Here is a 21337-nt window from a genome sequence, read left to right on the forward strand (position 1 = left end):
CGATGCCTATTCTCGGTGATATGGATGGTTGGCAGTGATACTCCACGCCCGATACAAGCTTTCGGCCATGACGACGCGAACTAACGGATGTGGCAAAGTTAAAGGTGATAAAGACCAGCTTTGTTCAGCCGCCGCTTTACAAGCTGGTGATAACCCTTCTGGACCGCCAATCAAAATGGATACGTCTCGCGCGTCTAGCTTCCAACTTTCGAGCTGGCCAGCAAGTTGCTCTGTATCCCAGCGCTTACCGGGAATATCGAGGGTAACAATTCTGTTGCCTTTTGGCACGGCAGCCAGCATAGCTTCGCCTTCTTTTTGCAGTATTCTTGCAATATCAGCGTTTTTGCCGCGTTTTCCAGCTGGGATTTCAACTAACTCAAGTGGCATGTCGTGAGGGAAGCGACGGCGATATTCTTGAAAGCCTTCTTCAACCCATTTAGGCATTTTAGTGCCAACGGCAATAAGCTGAATTTTCACCATTAGCTCCAAAGTTTTTCTAGTTGGTACATTTCACGCTGTTCTTCCTGCATGACGTGCACCATGGTTGTCCCCATATCGACAACAACCCATTCACCTTCGTTTTCACCGTCCATACCGAGCGGGTCGAAACCGATTTTCTTCGCTTCACTTGCGACGTGATCAGCAATCGATGAAACGTGACGTTTTGAAGTGCCAGTGCAAATGATCATGTAATCCGTCACACTTGATTTGCCTTGTACGTCTAGGGTGATGATGTCAACGGCTTTCATGTCGTCAACTTTATCTGCAAGAAAGGTATTTAATTCTTCGCGTTGCAAGGGGTATTCCTCTGAAATGGTCTATTGGTACTATTTTTACTATTTAGGCGCGCAGTATAACACTGTTTAAATTGGCAAAGGGATGTTTGCCTGAGGTACGGCGAACTCTACGCTTATTTGATGAAGAAGTGGCCAGCATGGCTGCTCGTATTGAGTTTTAGCCAAGACTTCAATTTGAGCAAGTAATCTAATTAGGTGCTGCAACTTGCTGAGCGATAGTCTTTGCAGAGCCTCTGAATACAATGGGCGTTTATTCTGCCAGACGCGGTGTTTGTCAAAAACAGCACCTATCCCGATGGTGTTAAGTTGCTGTTTCATTTGCAGTAACAGAAACAGTTCCTTTTGCAAGGTACGCATCAAAATGATTGGTTCAATTGCTTCCGCTTCAAGTTGACGCAGAATTCTTTGTGCACGGTTGGCTTTACCTTCAAGCAACGCATCCATCCAATGAAATGGCGTGAAATGGTTATGTCGATCAAGTGATTCCTGAAGGCGAACAAGGGTTAACTGGCCATCAGGATAATTGAGTGCCAGTTTTTGCAAGCTTTGCATCAACGCAAATAAATTGCCTTCATGCCATTGTGCCAGCATCTGAACCGCTTCGGCATCAGGGGTTAAACCCAATGTGCGGCAACGAGCCATAACAAACTGCGGTAAGCGAGATAATTCGGGTGTTAAGCAGTTAACCAGACAGCCGTTTGCCATCAGTGCTTTAAACCAAGCCGTGTTTTCTTGAGCTTTGGTCAGTTTATTGCCCATGACAATCAAAACAATATCTGGATTGAGGTAATCAGAAACAGTCGCTAGAGATTTAGACAAGGCGGCATTAAGTCCTGATTCTGCAATCTCCAGTACGATAATTTGTCGGCTACTGAATAGGCTCAAGGACTGGCAGCAGTCATAAACTTGCGTCCAATCCAAATTGTTATCGACCGTAAAGTGATGCTTTTCTTCAAAGCCTTCACTGTGAGCTTTGGTTTCTATCGCTTTGACCGATTCTTGAGTCAGCAGTGGCTCGCCACCAAAGATAAGATAAACGGGCAATAACGATCTTTGTAACGAATCGGCAAGTTTATCGGCGTAAACTCTCATTGTTTCAATTACTCAGCAGTTGTTTGAGCCGACGGCTCTTGGTGAGTTTCGATAGTGTCAATGAGATACGATTCGTTTGTCGCAGGTATTTTAGCTGGCTCTTCAGCTTCTGAAATTTCATCCATAGTACCAGCCTGAATCGACGCTTTTAGTCGACCCATTTGGCGAACGATTTGTGTCGCGGCCAGTTTACGCATTTCGCCTTCAATCATGTCGCGCTCAACAGATTTCGCTAAAGCCGTAAGAGGGTTATCTAAGTAACTACGCGTAACACTAGTTGAAAATGTTTTAGTGCCCAATTCTGGAATGGTCACTCTGTAACTTGCAACGAAGGTTAGCTCAATTTCCGCTGCACGGGTTGTTTGGTAGAGCGATAGTGTACGTTCGCCTGTACCTTCGCTAATCAAATGAATATTAGGTACATCATCAGCTGGCTGTACGATTTCAATTTCATTCATGCGTAATTGACGTGTCACTATGCGAGTAAAGTTACTGTACTGGTCGTAACTGGTAATAGACAGTTTGCTCAGTTCATCTGGCACATCGTAATCACCGCGCAAGTGAAAGCCGCACGCACTCAGTAAGGTCGCAGAGAGGAAAACCAGTGACAATTTCAAGAAAGATGAACATGTAAAACGCATGGGATTATTATTCTCGTTAGATTACTTATGTTAGAACACAAAGGTTTATGTTCTAACATAAGTAAACAGGGCACAAAGCCCTGTTTACAGACAACATAAGTACGAATTAGTTCGCTACGATATTCAGCAGCTTACCAGGAACGTAGATAACTTTACGTACGGTTAAACCTTCAGTAAATTTCACTACGTTTTCGTCATTTAGACCAAGCTCTTCGACTTGCTCTTTAGTCGCATCAGCAGCCACGGTGAGTTTGCCGCGCAATTTGCCGTTTACCTGAACAACGATCAGTTTTTCATCTTCCACTAACGCTGCTTCATCGAACGTAGGCCATGATGCACTATCAATCTCTGATTCGCCAAGAGCTGTCCACATTTCAAAACAGATGTGTGGTGCGATAGGGTAAAGCATCAGCGTAATCGCTTTTACTGCTTCGTCCAAAATTGCACGATCTTGTTCTGATTCCTGTGGTGCTTTAGTCAGCTTGTTCATCAGTTCCATGATTGCTGCAATTGCCGTGTTGAACGTTTGGCGACGAGCGATATCGTCCGTTACTTTTGCAATTGTTTTGTGAACATCACGACGAAGTGCTTTTTGGTCTGCACTTAGTGCGCTGGCATTAACAGCTACAGCTCCACCTTTCGATGAGTGCTCACGAGCCAGTTTCCAAACACGTTTTAGGAAGCGGTTAGCGCCTTCAACGCCAGATTCTTGCCATTCAAGAGTCATGTCTGCTGGAGAAGCAAACATCATGAACAGACGTACTGTATCTGCGCCGTATTTATCAACCATCTCTTGTGGGTCAATACCGTTGTTTTTCGACTTAGACATTTTGATCATGCCTGAGTGTTCAACGCTGCGACCTTGGTTATCTACTGCAGAAGTAATGTTACCTTTACCGTCACGTTCAACTTTCACTTCAGTTGGTGAGATCCACTCTTTTGTGCCTTTTTCGTTTGTCAGGAAGAAAGCATCAGCCAGAACCATGCCTTGGCAAAGTAGCTGCTTGAATGGCTCGTCAGACGTTACATAACCCGCATCACGTAGCAACTTGTGGAAGAAACGAGAGTACAACAAGTGCATACACGCGTGTTCAATACCACCAATGTATTGGTCTACTGGCAGCCAGTAGTTTGCTTTTTCTGGATCTAGGATGTCATCTGCTTGTGGAGAACAGTAACGAGCGTAGTACCAAGAAGACTCCATGAATGTATCGAATGTATCGGTTTCACGTAGTGCTGGTTCGCCGTTGAAAGTGGTTTTTGCCCACTCTTTGTCTGCTTTAATTGGGCTGGTAACGCCATCCATAGTCACGTCTTCAGGCAGAATCACTGGTAGTTGATCTGCTGGAACAGGATGAACTTGACCATCTTCAGTCGTCACCATTGGAATTGGCGCACCCCAGTAACGCTGACGAGAGACACCCCAGTCACGTAGACGGAAGTTTACGGTTTTAACGCCTTTACCTTCTGCTTCAAGTTTCGCAGCAATAGCGTTAAATGCTTCTTGGAATTCAAGACCGTCAAATTCACCTGAATCGAACAATACCCCTTTTTCTGTGTATGCCGCTTCAGAAATGTCTAGCTCGCTACCATCAACAGGTTTGATTACAGGAACAATGTCTAGACCGTATTTAGTGGCAAATTCGTAGTCACGTTGGTCATGTGCTGGTACTGCCATCACAGCACCTGTTCCGTAATCCATCAGTACGAAGTTTGCTACGTAAATCGGTACTTCACGACCGTTCAATGGATGAATCGCAGTAAGGCCCGTCGCCATACCTTTCTTCTCCATTGTCGCAAGTTCTGCTTCTGCAACTTTGGTGTTTTTACACTCATCAATGAAAGTCGCTAGCGCTGGGTTGCTTGCTGCTGCTTTCGTTGCTAAAGGATGACCTGCAGCGATAGCTACATAAGTTACGCCCATCAGTGTGTCTGGACGAGTGGTGTATACTTCGAGATCTTGAGCTTCATCTTTTACTTCAAACTTAAGCTCAACACCTTCAGAGCGACCGATCCAGTTGCGCTGCATGGTTTTAACCATTTCTGGCCAACCTTCAAGCTTGTCTAGATCGTCTAATAGCTCTTGTGCGTATGCAGTGATTTTAATGAACCACTGAGGAATTTCTTTTTGTTCAACTGGAGTATCACAACGCCAACAACAACCATCTTCTACCTGTTCGTTAGCCAAAACAGTTTGGTCGTTTGGACACCAGTTTACTGAAGATGTTTTTTTGTAAACCAAGCCTTTTTCGTAAAGCTTAGTGAAAAACTCTTGTTCCCAACGGTAGTACTCAGGACGACAAGTTGCGAATTCGCGATTCCAGTCATAGCCAAAACCCAGCAGTTTAAGCTGGTTTTTCATGTATTCGATGTTTTCGTATGTCCAAGGTGCTGGTGCTGTCTTGTTTTTTACTGCAGCATTTTCTGCTGGTAGACCGAACGCATCCCAACCGATTGGTTGCATAACGTTCTTGCCTTGTAAACGTTGGAAGCGAGAAACAACATCACCGATAGTGTAGTTACGAACATGACCCATGTGCAGTCGACCACTAGGGTATGGAAACATAGACAGACAGTAGAATTTTTCTTTGTTTGGGTCTTCACTTACAACGAAAGTCTTGTTGTTATCCCAGTGCTGTTGAACTTTTTGTTCAATATCTTGCGGGTTGTATTGCTCTTGCATCGATGATATCCGGTTCTCTTGGAATTTGTGAGTTCAGTTTGAACAGACTCTTATAGATCGACATAGAATACATAAAGGAGCACAGCACAACAATAGCCAATCCGATTTGAAAGAGAGGTCTTATGCCAAAACAAAAATCTGGTTATGAAGCATTACTGAAAGATGTCGTTGAAACTCTCAAGCATAGCCGTGAGGAAGTCAGCCATATTGTCGAAACTTCTGGCAAAATTGTCAGTGCGGCTAATGATCTAACTAAAGATGAATTATCCCTTATTTCTGAATATGTTAAGTCAGATTTAAAAGAATTCGCTGAAAGTTATGAAGAGAGTAAAAGTGGCCCATTTTACCTGATGATTACCGACTCCATCTGGCAAGGCTTGCTTGATATCACCGACAGAACCAAAGTGGAATGGGTGGAGCTGTTTCAAGATCTAGAACACCAAGGTTTGTATCATGCAGGAGAGATGATAGGGCTTGGAGTGCTGGTATGCGAAAGTTGCGGTCACAAGGTGCAATATAACCACCCTTCAGAGATAGTTCCGTGCATTCGTTGTGGGAATAAAGTGTTTGGACGCTTACCACTGAAACCTTAGCGAACCTTGTATCTTCTTGAGGTAATAATACAAAAGAGCCTTAAGGGCTCTTTTGACGTTTAATTAATGACGGTTCTTTCGTTGGAGAATCAAGCCTAAGGCTAATCCGAGCAACGCCCACAAGTAAAGCGGCCAGCTACCAAACCTATGGTAAGGTGTTTGTCCGCGAGTCGGGGTCACGTCCGCTTTAAGCACACCTGTTTCAAACTGAGGGATCTGCTTGATGATGTTGCCTCGGTAGTCCGTCACTGCGGTTACACCATTGTTGGTGGAACGAACGACAGGTTTACCCATTTCTAACGCTCTCATTCGAGCGATTTCCATATGTTGCAATGGACCAATGGACTTACCAAACCAAGCATCGTTAGACAGCGTCAGGATGAAGTCGGTATCTTCATTGACGTTTTCTCGCACTTGCTCGTTGAAAATAATTTCATAACATAATGCGGAAGCGAACTTATGACCGTTAACGTCGATGTTTGGTTGAATGTAACTGCCTCGGCTAAACGAAGACATAGGTAAGTTAAAGAAAGGCGCAATCGGCCTTAGAACCTCTTCAAATGGCACAAATTCACCAAACGGAAGCAGATGGTGTTTGTTGTAGCGTCTCGCTGTCTCATACTGATATGCAGGGTCATTGGTTCCACCGAGAGCTAACACACTGTTATAGAAAGCTTTGTTTTCGTCTTGATTAAGAATACCAAGGATAATGCCGCTGTTATTAGCTCGAGCAAGTTCATCAAGACTTTTCAAATAAGAAGGCAGCTCATATTCAAAAGCGGGTACGGCGGCTTCTGGCCAGATGATAATGTCAGCGTCCCAATTCTCTCGGCTAAGATCCGTGTACTTCATTATGGTCGGCCAGCGATGAGAAGGTACCCATTTCAGTGCTTGTTCAATATTGCCTTGAATTAAAGCAACCTTCGTTGAACGATCGGCTTGTGGTGTGACCCAATGCGCAGAGCGCAAACCGTATCCAGTGGCAAAGATAACGGCAGGAATTATCAACAAAGACCAAGACTTATTGATAAACGAATACGCCAAACAGCCAGAGCACACCAAAACAAGTAGTGTCAGAAGCTCTACGCCACCAAGGGGAGCAAAGTTAGCGAGTGGGCTTTCGATTTGACTATAGCCTAACCACAGCCATGGGAAGCCCGTCATAACCCAACCACGTAACCAGTCAAAGATGAGCCAAAGAATCGGTGCGGCAAGCAGTACTCGAGTTCGGCTATTTGTTTGGAAATAACGATTCAGTACCCATCCGAACAAAGCCGAATAGATTGCCAGATAAGCGACTAAGAGCACCATCAAGAAGATGCTGGCGATTTTAGGCATGCCACCAAAGGTATCAATACTGACATGAACCCAGCTAATCCCGGTGGCAAATTGTCCGATTCCCCACAAGTAGCCTATCCATGCGCCTTGTTTTGCAGACTGTTTATGTAGAAGAAGTAACAGCAGAGCCGGACTGATAAAGGCGAGCGGCCAAATTTGATATGGAGCGAAAGACAGGGTAGTGAGAGCGCCAGCAAAAGCGGCCGCAAGCGGCCGCATCAGGCGATGAGTAAAGTTATTATTCATCTGCTACTTTTAATAGACTCTTAGTTGGTAAGAGACAAAAAGAATTATTCTTCAGTAATTTCAGGCATCGATTCCAAATCTGGAATGGTGACCTGAAGCTGGATAACCCGACGGCTATCAGCTGCGGTAACTTTAAAGCTGTAATTGCCAATTTCAACCACTTCGCCGCGAGTCGGTAAATGACCAAATGCCGTCATCACCATACCGCCGACCGTATCTACTTCGTCATCACTGAATTGTGTTTTGAAAGTATCGTTGAAATCATCAATCGTCGTCAGCGCTTTAACGGCGTAAGTGTGTTTGCTTAGCTTACGAATTTCCAGCTGTTCTTCGTCATCTGTCTCGTCTTCGATTTCGCCGACAATCTCTTCAAGAATGTCTTCGATTGTAACAAGGCCAGAAACGCCGCCGAATTCATCAACAACAATCGCCATGTGGTAGCGTTCCTCACGGAACTCTTTTAGTAGACGGTCTACCCGTTTACTTTCAGGCACGACGACTGCTGGACGTATCACCTCTTCGATATCGAAGGGAGTACTATTGGAACCTAAATACTTGAGTAAGTCCTTCGCTAGCAGAATACCTTCAACATGGTCTTTATCTTCACTGATCACCGGGTAACGAGAGTGCTGTGCATCGGTGATAAGTGCAATCAACGTATCGAGATCGTCGGTACGTGAAATTGTGACCATTTGAGAGCGAGGGATCATAATATCTCTGACTCGCATCTCTGAAATTTCCATAACACCTTCGAGCATGTCGCGGGTGTCGTGGTCAATTAAGTCATTTACTTCAGAGTCTCGAATCACATCAACCAATTCTTGGCGATCTTTCGGCTCTCCCTGAAACATTTGACCCAGGCGTTCAAAGAAGGACTTTCTACTCGGACCTTCAGACTTTTCTTTTTTGCCTTCGTTAGAAGGGGGCGAATTGTCTTCGTTCATTATTTCTCAAATTATTAACGCTACCAAAGTGTGGTAGCTCACAAATAAATATAAGGCCAATTTGACCTTATATTTACACTTTTTCTGCCAAATAGGGATCTTCAAAACCCAATTTTTGCATCAATTCTGTTTCGAGTGACTCCATCTCTTCGGCTTCGTCATCCTCGATATGGTCATAACCTAACAGATGAAGGCTTCCATGTACAACCATATGCGCCCAATGTGCTAGCAGTGGTTTGTTCTGCTCACTGGCTTCTTGTTCAACCACTTGGCGACATATGACTAAATCACCCAGCAGATCCAGCTCCATCCCCGGAGGTGCTTCGAAGGGGAAGGAGAGAACATTAGTCGGTTTATCTTTACCACGATAATCCATGTTGAGTTGGTGGCTCTCTTCGCTATCGACGATGCGAATAGTCACTTCAGCTTGCTCTTGAAATGGAGTGATCGCCGCTTCTAACCAAGTGGCAAAGTTCGCTTCACTAGGTAAGCCGTTTTCATCTTCAACGGCTAATTGTAAATCGAGTTTAATACTCATTGTTGGTCAGACTCTTTTATGGATGAACTAAGTTCTTCTTTCTGAAGTTCAAGCAGTTTAGACTCACGCTCTTCTCTACGACGTTTTTCGTACTCTTTACGCTCTTTCTGATCTTGTGCTTCCCATTTCTCATAAGCGTTAACAATACGAGCAACAACTGGGTGGCGAACCACATCGTCAGCAATAAAGAAGTTAAAGCTAATTTCTTCTACTTCACTTAATACTTCTACCGCATGACGAAGGCCGGATTTCGCACCGCGAGGTAAGTCGATCTGGGTAACGTCACCCGTGATCACTGCGCGAGAGTTGAAACCGATACGAGTCAGGAACATTTTCATCTGTTCAACGGTCGTGTTCTGGCTTTCATCAAGAATGATAAATGCATCATTCAGAGTACGACCGCGCATGTAAGCGAGAGGAGCAACTTCAATAACGTTACGTTCGATAAGCTTTTCTACTCGCTCAAAACCAAGCATTTCAAACAGCGCATCGTAAAGAGGGCGCAAATAAGGGTCGACTTTCTGGCTTAGATCGCCTGGTAAGAACCCCAATTTTTCGCCAGCTTCAACCGCTGGACGAGTTAGCAGGATACGACGAATCTCTTGACGCTCTAACGCATCAACGGCCGCTGCTACCGCAAGGTAAGTTTTACCAGTACCTGCTGGTCCAATACCAAATGTGATGTCATGAGTGGCCATGTTCATCAGGTACTGCGCTTGGTTTGGTGTGCGAGGTTTGATAACGCCTTTCTTGGTTTTCACAAACACTTCTTTGCCGTGAGTAAACTCTTCAGCGACGTCTGTGTTTTGCTCTAACACGCCGGATTCTTTAATCGCGAGGTGAATTTGTTCCGGTTCAATATCTGGAATTTCACCACGAACAGGTGCGGTATCAACATAAAGAGATTTGATGATATCAAGTGCTGCTGCCGTCGCATGAGGTTTACCCACAATGGTAAAGAACTGGCTGCGATGATTAATTTCAACGCCTAAACGACGTTCTAAATGCTTGATGTTGTCATCGAAAGGACCGCATAAACTGGCAAGTCGGCGGTTATCAGAAGGTTCGAGATTGATCTCTAGGGTAACAATTTTATTGCTCAAATTAGCCTCTCAGTATGGTCATATCAAGGTGTCCGATTTCGACCGGACACCTTATGACTGTTAAAGCTTATGGAGTAAACGTCGCTACTCCTAGCTCATCTTCACGTTTTGTTTTTGCCATCATTTCTGATGGAGAAGTGACAACGCGAAGGTTCATTTCTTTTTCTGTACGAATCAGTTCACCACGAAGTGAGTTCGGGAATACATCAACGATTTTCACGTCAACGAATTGACCGATTAAATCTGGTGAACCTTCAAAGTTTACAACACGGTTGTTTTCTGTACGACCACGAAGTTCCATCAGATTCTTCTTAGAAGTACCTTCAACCAGAATGCGCTGTTCTGTATCCATCATTAAACGAGAATAGCGCATTGCTTGAGAATTGATCTGCTGTTGTAGCTCATATAAGCGATCTTTTTTCTCTTGCTCAGTCAGATCACATGGGTAATCCGCTGCTGGCGTACCCGGACGAGGAGAGAAAATGAAGCTAAAGCTCATATCAAAATCCACTTCGCGAATCAGTTTCATTGTGTCTTGGAAATCTTTATCTGTTTCGCCTGGGAAAGCAACAATGAAGTCAGAACTGATCTGAATATCAGGGCGTGCTTTGCGTAGTTTACGGATAATAGACTTATATTCGATTGCGGTGTGCGGACGCTTCATCATCGTCAGAATGCGGTCACTACCGCTTTGAACTGGCAGATGAAGGAAGCTCACTAGCTCTGGCGTATCTTCATAAACAGCAATAATATCGTCAGTGAACTCAAGCGGGTGGCTTGTGGTAAAGCGAATACGGTCAATACCATCGATGGTAGCTACTAAGCGCAGAAGTTCAGCGAAAGAACAAATAGTACCGTCATGCATTGGGCCACGGTATGCGTTTACGTTCTGACCTAACAGGTTTACTTCACGTACGCCTTGCTCTGCAAGCTGTGCAATTTCAAATAGCACGTCGTCCATAGGACGGCTAACTTCTTCACCACGAGTGTATGGTACAACGCAGTAAGTACAGTATTTTGAACAGCCTTCCATGATTGATACGAAAGCGGTTGGCCCTTCAGCGCGAGGCTCAGGAAGACGGTCGAATTTTTCGATCTCTGGGAAGGAAATATCCATGACAGGTGCTTTGTCAGTGCGAGACTGTTTAATCATCTCTGGCAAACGGTGTAGCGTTTGTGGGCCAAAAATAACGTCTACGAAAGGAGCTCGTTCGCGAATGTGGTCACCTTCTTGAGTTGCCACACAGCCACCGACGCCGATCACAACGCCTTCTTTTTTGTCTTTCAGCGTTTTCCAACGACCAAGCTGGTGGAAAACTTTCTCTTGTGCTTTTTCACGAATCGAACAGGTATTAAGTAAAAGTACGTCTGCTTCTTCTGGATCTTCAGTCAGCTCATAGCCGTTGGCAGCGTTAAGCAGGTCGGCCATTTTAGATGAATCGTATTCGTTCATCTGGCAACCCCAGGTTTTAATTAGCAGTTTCTTACTCATTTTCACTTTCGCTCGTGTTAATTCTTAAATAAATCTTGAACGTTTTAGAGAGTGTAAACCCTTTGTGTATTCAAAGGTAAACAGCTCTCAGCTCAAATTATAGCCGCCATCTCGGCGGTAAGCCGCGTATTGTACTGCTTTAAAAAGTCACTGACTAGTGATTGGGTGAAATCTCTTAAATCCATTGCTACATCAGGCTTTTTACCCTGTTAACTCTAAGGTTTTGTGACAAAAACGTTCGCAAAAAAAGTGCTGTTCCGTACAATAAGCCACGTTAACGAATTGAGATAATAGTTGGAAAGATGAACGATTTTGACATTGTTGTGATAGGTGGTGGCATGGTGGGTGCCGCAACTGCGATTGGTTTTGCGAAACAGGGCCGGAAAGTCGCAGTTGTAGAAGGTGCAAAGCCGCAGACGTTTGAACCTTCTCAAGCGATGGACGTTCGTATTTCTGCTATCTCGCAGACTTCCGTTAATTTATTGGATTCACTGGGAGCATGGGAAAGCATTGAGGCCATGCGTGTGTGCCCTTACCGCCGTCTGGAAACTTGGGAACATCCTGAATGCCGAACTCGCTTCTCAGCTCAATCACTAGGCTTAGAACAGCTAGGCTATATGGTTGAAAACCGAGTTATTCAGCTGGGCTTATGGAGCAGTATGGAAACGTATTCGAACATAACCCTGTTTTGTCCGGATAAGTTATCCAATATCCAGTTCGGCGAGAGACAATCCATAGAGCTGGATTCGGGCGCTCAATTGGTTTGTGATTGGGTGATTGGTGCAGATGGTGCTAACTCGCAAGTCCGTGCTAGCGCTAATATTGGTGTAACGGCCTGGGATTATCGTCAGCACTGCATGTTGATTAATGTTGAAACTGAAAAGCCACAACAAGATATTACTTGGCAACAGTTTTCCCCATCAGGCCCTCGCTCATTTCTACCATTGAATGGCAATCAGGCTTCTTTGGTCTGGTATGACTCTCCAAGTCGCATAAAACAGTTAGGCATGATGACAAATGAACAACTGAGACTGGAAATTCTTAACCACTTCCCGCAAGAGTTAGGGGATATTAAGGTTCTACAGAAAGGTTCTTTTCCATTGACGCGTCGTCATGCTCAGACTTACGTAAAGAATCATTGTGTATTGGCGGGCGATTCAGCGCATACCATTAATCCGCTAGCGGGGCAGGGAGTTAACTTGGGTTTCAAGGATGTCGCCACATTACTGGATTGCACCAATACTTTAGAAGAGCTAACGACAGGTGCGTTTCGCAGTTACGAACGCAAAAGAAGACCTGACAATTTATTGATGCAGACGGGAATGGATTTCTTTTATAAGACGTTTAGCAATGACATCCCACCGCTCAAATTTGCTCGCAATGCTGCATTAAAACTGGCGGAACAGGCAGGTCCTGCGAAAGAACAGGTACTACGTTACGCGTTGGGTTTGTAGATGGATCTCAATTCACATTGGTAGGTATTTCAATACCAAACGCAAGATACAAAAAACGCTGCACTAGGCAGCGTTTTATATTCAACGAACTAACTATTTCTCTTTCGAGTTATTTAGTTACGCGAAGAACGGCAGTTTCACCAACAGAAACAGTACCAGAAAGCTTGTTCAGCTCTTTGATTTCGTCCATGTTAGAGATAACAACTGGAGTTAGAGTAGATTTTGCTTTTTCTTCTAGTAGAGCTAGATCGAATTCAATGATAGTGTCGCCCACTTTCACTGATTGACCTTCTTCAGCAATACGTTTGAAGCCTTCGCCTTTAAGTTCTACTGTATCGATACCGAAGTGAACGAATAGTTCAACACCATCATCAGACTCGATAGAGAATGCGTGGTTAGTTTCGAAAATCTTACCAATAGTACCATTTACTGGAGCAACCATTTTGTTGCCAGATGGCTTGATAGCGATACCGTCACCAACGATTTTCTCAGCAAACACGACATCTGGCACATCTTCGATGTTTACGATTTCACCAGAAAGTGGTGCGATGATTTCAATTGCACCAGCGTCAGCGCTGTCATCAGAGACTAGCTTTTTCAGTTTGTCAAACAGACCCATTGTGTCATGCTCCTAACGTTTTAAAATATTCTGTCGAAGTATAGTATACCAATCAAAAACAATAGACGACTACTTTTAGTCGTCTAAATCATTGGTATTCACAGATTATTGTGTTTTTTCAGCGATGAATTTTTCAACGCATGCTTCGATTTCTGCAGCAGTTGGTAGAGAAAGCGCTTCCTCAGCCATTGCTTTAACTTCTGCGAAGTTAGAGTTACGAACAACTTTTTTCACTTTAGGGATAGAAATACCGCTCATTGAGAACTCATCTAAGCCCATACCTAGTAGAAGAAGTGTTGCGCGTTCATCACCTGCTAGCTCACCACACATACCAGTCCATTTACCTTCTGCATGTGATGCATCGATAACTTGTTTGATAACAGTTAGTACTGCTGGAGACAGTGGGTTGTATAGGTGAGAAATCATCTCGTTACCACGGTCTACCGCTAGTGTGTACTGAGTCAAATCGTTAGTACCGATAGAGAAGAATGACACTTCTTTCGCTAAGTGGTGCGCAATTGCAGCCGCTGCTGGCGTTTCAACCATTACACCGATTTCGATGCTTTCATCAAATGCATGACCTTCTTCGCGAAGTTCTGCTTTGTATTCTTCGATGGCTTCTTTAAGAGCACGGATCTCTTCAACAGAGATAATCATCGGGAACATGATACGAAGTTTACCGTGTGCAGATGCACGTAGGATACCGCGTAACTGGTCACGTAGAATTTCACGACGATCCAAGCTGATACGTACTGCACGCCAGCCTAGGAACGGGTTCATCTCTTTTGGTAGATCCATATATGGTAGATCTTTATCACCACCGATATCCATAGTACGGATAATGACAGCTTGACCTTCCATTGCTTCTGCAACTTCTTTGTAAGCTTGGTACTGCTCTTCTTCAGTAGGAAGAGACGTACGATCCATAAATAGGAATTCTGTACGGTACAGACCAACACCTTCGCCGCCGTTGCGTAGGATACCGTCACAGTCTTTCACTGTACCGATATTGCCGCATACTTCTACTCGGTGTCCGTCTAGAGTCTCAGCGTGAAGATCTTTAAGTTTCGCTAGCTCTTCTTTTTCATCGATGAAAGCTTGCTGTACCTTTTCTGCTTCAGCTAATTCAGCAGCAGTTGGATTAACAAAAATCTTGTTGTTAATTGCGTCAAGAACCAGCATGTCACCGTTCTTAACTTGTTTAGTAATATCGTTGGTACCTACAATCGCTGGAAGTTCTAGAGAACGAGCCATGATTGAAGTATGAGAAGTACGACCGCCGATATCACATGCGAAACCAAGCACGTAATCAAGATTGATTTGCGCAGTTTCAGAAGGTGTTAGGTCATTAGCAACTAGGATAACTCGCTCATTGATGTTAGCGAGTGAAACTACATTGATGCCTAGTGCGTTCTTAACAAAACGAGAACCGATATCACGGATATCTGTTGCACGCTCTTTTAGGTATTCGTCGTCTAGAGACTCAAGCGCAGAAGCTTGCTCTTCGATAACAGTGTAAATAGCGTTATCTGCTGACAGCTTATCGTTTTTGATGAGTGCTAAAATTTCTTCTTCTAGCTCTTCATCTTCAAGCAACATGATGTGGCCTTCAAAGATGGCTTCTTTTTCTTCACCAAACGTTTCAAGCGCTTTTTGCTTGATTACTTCCAACTGTGCAGAAGCTTTGTTGCGAGCGTCGTAAAAACGAGCAACTTCAGATTCTACTTGATCGTCAGAAATGGTGTTTGTATTTAGGACAATTTCATCTTCTTGAAGTAGTAGTGCTTTACCGATAGCAATACCTGGAGATGCTAGGATACCTGAAATCATAGCTTTACCTTAAATTGGTCAACTGTAAACGGGAGATAAATGGACGCAGGCGCTAAAGATATTTTTAGCTTATTCTTTGAATAATATCCAACAAAGCCACTTTGGTTGTCCAAAATGGCTTTGAATTGGAATAGACCTGATTAGTGAAGTTGGTCCATTAGTGCTACTAGGTGGTCAACAGCTTTTTGAGCTTGAGGACCTTCTGCAGAGATAGTTACTACAGTGCCTTTAACTAGACCTAGTGTTTGAAGCTTGAATAGGCTCTTAGCACTAGCACTTTTGCCGTTAGAAGTAACAGTGATATCCGCATCGAAAGCTTTAGCTTCTTTAACGAATTGTGCCGCAGGACGAGTGTGAAGACCGTTTTCTGCAGTAATTTCTACTTTCTTCTCGTACATGTGATATACCCCAATAATTTATTTTTTGTAAGTTTATTAACCAGTTTTAGCTTAACCTTAGAAGCGCGTTTCTGCTAGCAGAGTAACGTGCTTTTCGTGTTAGAACTGATACTGATCTAAAATTCGTCAATCGTATTGCCTGTGAGTTGGCGATTACCATTGAACTGGAATTTTTATTGCTTCTTTATTTTGAAGCTAAAAATAAAACAGGGTGATATTACCAAAGGTAGAAATAGGATCAACAAAAAAGCCCCATCAAGGGGCTTTTTTAAATGAAAAATTGATTTAACCACATATTACTGTTGGTTTTCTTTTTCCGTGAAAATGCCAGCAAATAGGGCTGTACTTAGGTAACGTTCACCTGAACTTGGCAGTACAGTTACAATTGTTTTTCCTTCAAATTCAGGGAGTTCAGCCAAACGGTTAGCTGCAACGACTGCTGCACCTGAAGAGATACCTGCAAGGATACCTTCCTCTTCCATTAGGCGACGAGCCATATCAATTGCTTCGTCAGAAGTTACTGTTTCAACGCGGTCAATTAGGTCTAAATCTAGGTTACCTGGGATAAAACCAGCACCGATACCTTGAATTTTGTGTGGAGCAGGCTGAATTTCATCACCCGCAAGCGCTTGAGTTATGACTGGAGATTCGGCTGGCTCAACAGCAACAGAGATAATTGCTTTACCTTTTTCACCTTTAATGAAACGGCTTGTACCTGTTAGCGTACCACCAGTACCTACACCTGCAACGAACACATCAACTTGGCCGTCAGTCGCGTCCCAAATTTCAGGGCCTGTGGTTTTTTCATGGATCTGAGGGTTTGCTGGGTTGTTGAATTGTTGTAGAAGCAGATACTTTTCTGGGTTGCTTGCAACAATTTCTTCCGCTTTAGCAATAGCGCCTTTCATGCCTTTTGCTGCTTCAGTCAGCTCTAGATTAGCACCTAGTGCTTTAAGTAGTTTACGACGCTCTAAGCTCATTGACTCAGGCATAGTCAGTGTCAATTTGTAACCGCGAGCAGCAGCAACAAACGCAAGAGCAATACCAGTGTTACCACTTGTTGGTTCTACTAATTCAACGCCAGGCTTAAGTGTACCTTGTTTTTCTGCTTCCCAAATCATGTTGGCACCGATACGGCATTTAACGCTAAAGCTTGGGTTGCGAGATTCAATTTTCGCTAATACTTTTCCTTTGCTGACTTTATTTAGTCGTACTAGAGGAGTGTTGCCAATAGTAAGAGAGTTGTCTTCGTAGATTTTGCTCATTGTTATATTCCTTCATTACGCATGTTTGGGTATCGGTATAACGATACGTTAGCGGATACAAAAAGAGCATATGTGCTCACTTAAAAAGGTAAAAGGATTAAATCGTTATATCTTATAGATAGAAGAGATCTTTCAGCAGTTTACCTAACTTAAGCGATGACATTGCCTTATTAACTTTTGTAGTTGCGTTTAAATTCATTCACCCACATCGCGGTTGCGCCGCAAACAGCGACAGGCATTACGATTAGATTAATAATAGGTATAGTTGTAAGAAAAGCGACCAGAATACCGAAGCCATAAGCTTTGCTTTGTTTTTGTTTCAAACTGTTTCTCATGTCCTGAAAGGACACTTTGTGGTTATCAAACGGGTAATCACAGTATTGAATGGCAAGCATCCAAGCAGTGAAGATAAACCATGCAAAAGGGCCTATGGTTTGCCCAACAGCAGGAATCAATAGCAGGATGAATAACCCAAGCGCTTTAGGTAATACATAAAGCAGCTTTCGCCATTCGCGAGCCATAATTCGCGGAACGTCTTTGACGAAATCTAACACTCCGTCATCATTCACTTTGTCTCCAATCATTTTCTGTTCTACTTTTTCAGCCAGTAACCCGTTGAACGGTGCGGCAATAAAGTTAGCTAATGTGCTGAAGAAGTAAGAAAACGTTGCAAGAATCGTAAGTACTAGCAGCGGCCACAGAATGTAGCTTAGCCAAGATAGAAAACTAGGAATGTGACCCATCCAGCTGTTAATCCATTCATCTAAGTGGATGAAAAGATAATATAAGGCTCCGCCTACTAATAAAATGTTGGCCAGCAGTGGTAGAATCACGAAACGTCGAATGCCGGGTGATACCGCCAGTTCGAATCCGTAGAAAAAATAACCCAAGCCTGAGCGCTGTTTCAAATGCATAGCTTATTCCGTGTCTTATTAAAGTGTCATAAGGATGAGCATTCTATTGTAACCAAGCTAAATCAGAATGAAAGAATGCTAAAAATCTCATTGTTATCTCAACTTATAACATTAAGTTGTTCTAAATCGGGGTAGAGTTTTGGTAGAGTATCTGGATATAAGAAATTTTGCCTCTGGTTGACGTTCTTAGAAAGCGTGAAATTCAGGACATCAAAAATCGAGAAACCGAGAGTTTAAGATGCAGGAATTGCGATTCGTACTCATTATTGTTGGCGCGCTAGCGATAGCCGCTTTGCTATTTCATGGTCTGTGGACCAGTAAGAAAGAAGGGAAATCCAAGTTCGGTGATAAGCCACTTGGTAAATTAGAGGTTGAACAAGAAGATACAGTACCTTCTCGTGCATTTGCTCCTGAAGATGACTACGAGATCATTCGTAAGGATCGTAAAGAGCCTGATTTTGGTTTGTCCGATACTGCAACTGAAGCTGATCCTTTGATTTCTGATTACGAACCAACCGTTGATGCTACAACTGCTATTAATACTGTTGAAGATGAGATGGAACTTGATGTGCCTTCTATGGTTGTTGAGAAAGACAACGATGAGGCAGTGACTGATTCAGTAACTGAAGAACAGCCTTCAGCAACGGATAACAAAGAGCCGAAATCGGATGAAATGGAAGTCATCGTTCTAAATGTCCATTGTGCAGGTAACGAACCGTTTGTGGGTACTAAGCTGTTCGATAGCATGCAACAAAACGGTCTACTTTACGGTGAAATGGATATCTTCCATCGCCATGCTGATATGTCTGGAACGGGCAAAGTGCTCTTCAGCGTTGCAAACATGATGCAACCTGGAACACTAAAGCACGATGACCCAGCGGAGTTTACGACTAAAGGTATTTCATTCTTTATGACTTTGCCTTGTTTCGGTGACCCTGCTCAGAACTTCAAGTTGATGTTGAAAACAGCACAGCAAATAGCAGATGATCTGAGCGGTAACGTACTGGACGATTCTCGTAACATGATGACTCCAGATCGATTAGATGCTTATAGAAAACAAATTCAAGATTTTAAGATCAAAGCTGCTCAGCAGTAAGTGAACAGTTATTATTAAAAGGCTCCAAGTCGGAGCCTTTTTTCATGATTCGAGAGAATAAGAATGCAAAACGTAGAGCAAAGACTAAAAGAACTAAGAGAAACGCTACATATTCACGCGATTCGCTATTACGTTGAAGATGATCCGACCATTCCTGATGCCGAATATGACCGTTTAATGCGTGAATTACTCGATTTAGAGGAAGCTCATCCAGAGTTAGTTACTGCTGATTCGCCAAGCCAACGAGTAGGTGGAATGCCATTAAGTGGGTTTGAACCTGTGACCCATGAAATTCCGATGTTGTCTTTGGACAATGCATTTGATGACGATGAGTTAAACGCATTTAATCGTCGAATGGGTGACCGTGTTGCTGCTGCCAAGCAAGCTGAATTTTGTTGCGAGCCTAAGCTCGATGGTCTTGCGGTTAGCCTGCTTTATGAAAATGGCGTTTTAGTCAGAGCAGCTACTCGAGGTGATGGCGCTACGGGCGAAAACATCACTGAAAACGTGCGCACTATAAAGTCTATTCCTTTAAAACTGCAAGGTGATTCATGGCCGTTACGCATAGAAGTGCGTGGCGAAGTGTTTATGCCAAAAGCGGGTTTTGAACGCATGAATGAGCTTGCGGTGAAAAAAGGTGAAAAGGTATTTGTTAACCCTCGAAATGCAGCAGCAGGGAGTTTACGTCAGCTTGATTCACGCATTACGGCAAAACGTCCTTTAGCTTTTTATGCATACAGCGTAGGTGTGATTGAAGGCGGAGAGCTTTCATCGAGTCACTACGATCGCTTTATTCAATTGAAAGGCTGGGGGCTACCAATGTGCCCGGAAACCAGGAGAGTTCAGTCTCTTGATGATGTAAAAGCTTATTATCAAGATATTTTGCAGCGTCGATCTGAGCTACCTTATGAAATTGACGGTGTTGTGATCAAGCTGGATGATATTGCGCTTCAGGAACAGCTTGGTTTTGTTGCTCGTGCACCACGCTGGGCAATTGCGTACAAATTCCCTGCTCAAGAAGAAATGACAATCTTGAACGATGTCGAGTTTCAGGTCGGTCGAACAGGCGCGATTACGCCAGTAGCTAAATTAGATCCAGTATTTGTCGGTGGGGTGACAGTCAGTAATGCAACCCTACACAATGCCGATGAAATTGAGCGTCTAGGCGTGAAAGTTGGTGATACCGTTATTATTCGCCGCGCCGGGGATGTGATTCCTCAAATTGTATCTGTTGTGCAAGAGTTACGTCCTGAAAGCGCTCGAGAGATTATTTTCCCTGTTACTTGCCCTGTCTGCCAATCAGCGGTTGAACGTGTGGAAGGCGAAGCCGTTGCGCGTTGTACTGGCGGATTAGTCTGTCAAGCGCAGCGCAAAGAAGCGCTCAAGCACTTTGTATCCCGCAAAGCTTTGGATGTTGATGGGTTAGGTGACAAAGTTATCGAACAACTGGTAGATAAAGAAATGGTGGTGACCCCTGCTGATTTATTTAAATTACGAGCAGGTGAGCTAACCATTTTGGAACGCATGGGGCCAAAATCGGCGCAAAACATCGTCAATGCGCTTGAGAAATCCAAGCAAACTACACTACCACGCTTCCTCTATTCGCTGGGTATAAGGGAAGTTGGTGAAGCGACAGCGTTGAACTTAGCTCAATACTTCTCAAATCTAGGGGCGATTAGCCAAGCTTCGGTGGAGCAGTTAATCGCAGTACCTGATGTTGGCAATGTGGTTGCTAATCATATTCACAGTTTCTTTGCCCAAGAGAACAACAATAAAGTGATTCAGGAATTGATTGAGCTTGGTGTTGAGTGGAGTGATATAGAACCTCAAAGCGAAGACGCCCCTCAGCCATTGGCAGGAAAAGTGGTTGTCCTAACAGGCTCTCTGTTGCAACTTTCTCGCAATGATGCCAAAGCCGCTCTTCAGGCTTTAGGTGCGAAAGTGACAGGAAGTGTTTCCAAGAATACAGATATACTTTTTGCGGGCGAAGCGGCTGGCTCGAAATTAGCAAAGGCGCAAGAGCTTGGTATTGAGATTCGCAACGAACAAGATTTGTTAGACTTAATGAAGTAACAACAGTTATTTATCAAAAAGCCTCTGTAATTTATTACTGAGGCTTTATTTTTATGCGTAAAATAACTTTAAACATATCCGTTACAACCGCAACTCTCTCCCCCAGTCTGTCAAATGTAACAGTTTGCATCTTTATGAAATCTTCTTGAAAAATATGCGATGTAATTCAACTAATATAAAATTGAATTTATTTAAGTGTTTGTTTTTAAATTAAATATGTA

The 21337-nt window shown here is 43.6% G+C and carries 19 protein-coding genes; 4 read left to right on the plus strand and 15 right to left on the minus strand.

The window, feature by feature from the left end:
- Positions 1 to 6: 6 nt before the first annotated feature.
- From rlmH to leuS, 5 genes are all read right to left on the minus strand, one after another.
- Positions 7 to 477, minus strand: coding sequence for a 23S rRNA (pseudouridine(1915)-N(3))-methyltransferase RlmH (gene rlmH / locus L3V23_RS10585; protein ID WP_042486506.1), 471 nt, complete (start codon positions 475 to 477; stop codon positions 7 to 9).
- Between the two features lie 2 nt (positions 478 to 479).
- Complete coding sequence (gene rsfS / locus L3V23_RS10590; protein WP_042486474.1) at positions 480 to 797, minus strand: ribosome silencing factor; 318 nt, start codon at positions 795 to 797, stop codon at positions 480 to 482.
- 66 nt (positions 798 to 863) lie between these two features.
- Positions 864 to 1889, minus strand: a complete 1026-nt coding sequence (gene holA, locus L3V23_RS10595; protein WP_237292314.1) for a DNA polymerase III subunit delta — start codon at positions 1887 to 1889, stop codon at positions 864 to 866.
- 8 nt (positions 1890 to 1897) lie between these two features.
- Complete coding sequence (gene lptE, locus L3V23_RS10600) at positions 1898 to 2530, minus strand: LPS assembly lipoprotein LptE (protein WP_237292315.1); 633 nt, start codon at positions 2528 to 2530, stop codon at positions 1898 to 1900.
- A gap of 106 nt (positions 2531 to 2636) precedes the next feature.
- Positions 2637 to 5213, minus strand: a complete 2577-nt coding sequence (gene leuS, locus L3V23_RS10605) for a leucine--tRNA ligase (RefSeq protein WP_237292316.1) — start codon at positions 5211 to 5213, stop codon at positions 2637 to 2639.
- 122 nt (positions 5214 to 5335) lie between these two features.
- On the opposite strand from leuS, the gene L3V23_RS10610 reads away from it, so the two are divergent.
- Positions 5336 to 5806 (plus strand): zinc ribbon-containing protein, encoded by a 471-nt coding sequence (locus tag L3V23_RS10610; RefSeq protein ID WP_102940228.1) that lies wholly within the window; start codon positions 5336 to 5338, stop codon positions 5804 to 5806.
- Positions 5807 to 5869: 63 nt separating this feature from the next.
- Here L3V23_RS10610 and lnt read toward each other — a convergent pair whose 3' ends face one another.
- The 5 genes from lnt to miaB form a co-directional block, all read right to left on the minus strand.
- Positions 5870 to 7390 (minus strand): apolipoprotein N-acyltransferase, encoded by a 1521-nt coding sequence (lnt, locus tag L3V23_RS10615; protein ID WP_237292317.1) that lies wholly within the window; start codon positions 7388 to 7390, stop codon positions 5870 to 5872.
- A 44-nt stretch (positions 7391 to 7434) separates the two neighbouring features.
- Positions 7435 to 8334 carry a CNNM family magnesium/cobalt transport protein CorC gene (gene corC / locus L3V23_RS10620; protein WP_042486459.1) on the minus strand — a complete coding sequence of 300 codons (900 nt, stop codon included), beginning with the start codon at positions 8332 to 8334 and terminating at the stop codon, positions 7435 to 7437.
- A gap of 73 nt (positions 8335 to 8407) precedes the next feature.
- Positions 8408 to 8872 (minus strand): rRNA maturation RNase YbeY, encoded by a 465-nt coding sequence (gene ybeY / locus L3V23_RS10625; RefSeq protein ID WP_102965406.1) that lies wholly within the window; start codon positions 8870 to 8872, stop codon positions 8408 to 8410.
- Positions 8869 to 9975, minus strand: coding sequence for a PhoH family protein (locus L3V23_RS10630; RefSeq protein WP_237292318.1), 1107 nt, complete (start codon positions 9973 to 9975; stop codon positions 8869 to 8871). The genes ybeY and L3V23_RS10630 overlap by 4 nt, the downstream gene beginning before the upstream one ends.
- A gap of 67 nt (positions 9976 to 10042) precedes the next feature.
- Positions 10043 to 11467: a tRNA (N6-isopentenyl adenosine(37)-C2)-methylthiotransferase MiaB gene (miaB, locus tag L3V23_RS10635; RefSeq protein WP_042486452.1), complete on the minus strand. Its 1425-nt coding sequence runs from the start codon at positions 11465 to 11467 to the stop codon at positions 10043 to 10045.
- A 302-nt stretch (positions 11468 to 11769) separates the two neighbouring features.
- On the opposite strand from miaB, the gene L3V23_RS10640 reads away from it, so the two are divergent.
- Complete coding sequence (locus L3V23_RS10640) at positions 11770 to 12921, plus strand: 2-octaprenyl-3-methyl-6-methoxy-1,4-benzoquinol hydroxylase (protein ID WP_237292319.1); 1152 nt, start codon at positions 11770 to 11772, stop codon at positions 12919 to 12921.
- A gap of 109 nt (positions 12922 to 13030) precedes the next feature.
- Here the strand turns inward: L3V23_RS10640 and crr are convergent, their stop codons facing one another.
- The 5 genes from crr to cysZ form a co-directional block, all read right to left on the minus strand.
- The gene (crr, locus tag L3V23_RS10645; RefSeq protein WP_042486447.1) at positions 13031 to 13540 is read right to left on the minus strand and encodes a PTS glucose transporter subunit IIA; all 510 of its coding nucleotides are present in this window, start codon (positions 13538 to 13540) and stop codon (positions 13031 to 13033) included.
- 105 nt (positions 13541 to 13645) lie between these two features.
- Positions 13646 to 15370, minus strand: coding sequence for a phosphoenolpyruvate-protein phosphotransferase PtsI (ptsI, locus tag L3V23_RS10650; RefSeq protein ID WP_042486444.1), 1725 nt, complete (start codon positions 15368 to 15370; stop codon positions 13646 to 13648).
- Positions 15371 to 15510: 140 nt separating this feature from the next.
- Positions 15511 to 15768: an HPr family phosphocarrier protein gene (locus L3V23_RS10655; protein WP_042486442.1), complete on the minus strand. Its 258-nt coding sequence runs from the start codon at positions 15766 to 15768 to the stop codon at positions 15511 to 15513.
- A gap of 296 nt (positions 15769 to 16064) precedes the next feature.
- On the minus strand, positions 16065 to 17033 hold the full coding sequence (gene cysK, locus L3V23_RS10660; protein WP_042486437.1) for a cysteine synthase A: 969 nt from the start codon (positions 17031 to 17033) through the stop codon (positions 16065 to 16067).
- 170 nt (positions 17034 to 17203) lie between these two features.
- The gene (gene cysZ, locus L3V23_RS10665; RefSeq protein WP_237292320.1) at positions 17204 to 17947 is read right to left on the minus strand and encodes a sulfate transporter CysZ; all 744 of its coding nucleotides are present in this window, start codon (positions 17945 to 17947) and stop codon (positions 17204 to 17206) included.
- Positions 17948 to 18185: 238 nt separating this feature from the next.
- On the opposite strand from cysZ, the gene zipA reads away from it, so the two are divergent.
- Positions 18186 to 19043 (plus strand): cell division protein ZipA, encoded by an 858-nt coding sequence (gene zipA, locus L3V23_RS10670; RefSeq protein WP_102953752.1) that lies wholly within the window; start codon positions 18186 to 18188, stop codon positions 19041 to 19043.
- Positions 19044 to 19106: 63 nt separating this feature from the next.
- A complete protein-coding gene (ligA, locus tag L3V23_RS10675) occupies positions 19107 to 21116 on the plus strand; it encodes an NAD-dependent DNA ligase LigA (RefSeq protein WP_237292321.1) in 2010 nt (669 codons plus the stop codon).
- Positions 21117 to 21337 lie beyond the last annotated feature (221 nt).

The organism is Vibrio sp. A1-b2 (assembly GCF_021726015.1).
In the GTDB taxonomy this organism is placed as follows: Bacteria; Pseudomonadota; Gammaproteobacteria; order Enterobacterales; family Vibrionaceae; genus Vibrio; species Vibrio diazotrophicus.

Excerpts from the sequence above, each read along its gene's own strand:
- holA (WP_237292314.1), bottom strand. The coding sequence starts at position 1,889 with ATGAGAGTTTACGCCGATAAACTTGCCGATTCGTTACAAAGATCGTTA.
- lptE (WP_237292315.1), bottom strand. The coding sequence starts at position 2,530 with ATGCGTTTTACATGTTCATCTTTCTTGAAATTGTCACTGGTTTTCCTC.
- leuS (WP_237292316.1), bottom strand. The coding sequence starts at position 5,213 with ATGCAAGAGCAATACAACCCGCAAGATATTGAACAAAAAGTTCAACAG.
- L3V23_RS10610 (WP_102940228.1), top strand. The coding sequence starts at position 5,336 with ATGCCAAAACAAAAATCTGGTTATGAAGCATTACTGAAAGATGTCGTT.
- lnt (WP_237292317.1), bottom strand. The coding sequence starts at position 7,390 with ATGAATAATAACTTTACTCATCGCCTGATGCGGCCGCTTGCGGCCGCT.
- corC (WP_042486459.1), bottom strand. The coding sequence starts at position 8,334 with ATGAACGAAGACAATTCGCCCCCTTCTAACGAAGGCAAAAAAGAAAAG.
- ybeY (WP_102965406.1), bottom strand. The coding sequence starts at position 8,872 with ATGAGTATTAAACTCGATTTACAATTAGCCGTTGAAGATGAAAACGGC.
- miaB (WP_042486452.1), bottom strand. The coding sequence starts at position 11,467 with ATGAGTAAGAAACTGCTAATTAAAACCTGGGGTTGCCAGATGAACGAA.
- L3V23_RS10640 (WP_237292319.1), top strand. The coding sequence starts at position 11,770 with ATGAACGATTTTGACATTGTTGTGATAGGTGGTGGCATGGTGGGTGCC.
- crr (WP_042486447.1), bottom strand. The coding sequence starts at position 13,540 with ATGGGTCTGTTTGACAAACTGAAAAAGCTAGTCTCTGATGACAGCGCT.
- ptsI (WP_042486444.1), bottom strand. The coding sequence starts at position 15,370 with ATGATTTCAGGTATCCTAGCATCTCCAGGTATTGCTATCGGTAAAGCA.
- L3V23_RS10655 (WP_042486442.1), bottom strand. The coding sequence starts at position 15,768 with ATGTACGAGAAGAAAGTAGAAATTACTGCAGAAAACGGTCTTCACACT.
- cysK (WP_042486437.1), bottom strand. The coding sequence starts at position 17,033 with ATGAGCAAAATCTACGAAGACAACTCTCTTACTATTGGCAACACTCCT.
- cysZ (WP_237292320.1), bottom strand. The coding sequence starts at position 17,947 with ATGCATTTGAAACAGCGCTCAGGCTTGGGTTATTTTTTCTACGGATTC.
- zipA (WP_102953752.1), top strand. The coding sequence starts at position 18,186 with ATGCAGGAATTGCGATTCGTACTCATTATTGTTGGCGCGCTAGCGATA.
- ligA (WP_237292321.1), top strand. The coding sequence starts at position 19,107 with ATGCAAAACGTAGAGCAAAGACTAAAAGAACTAAGAGAAACGCTACAT.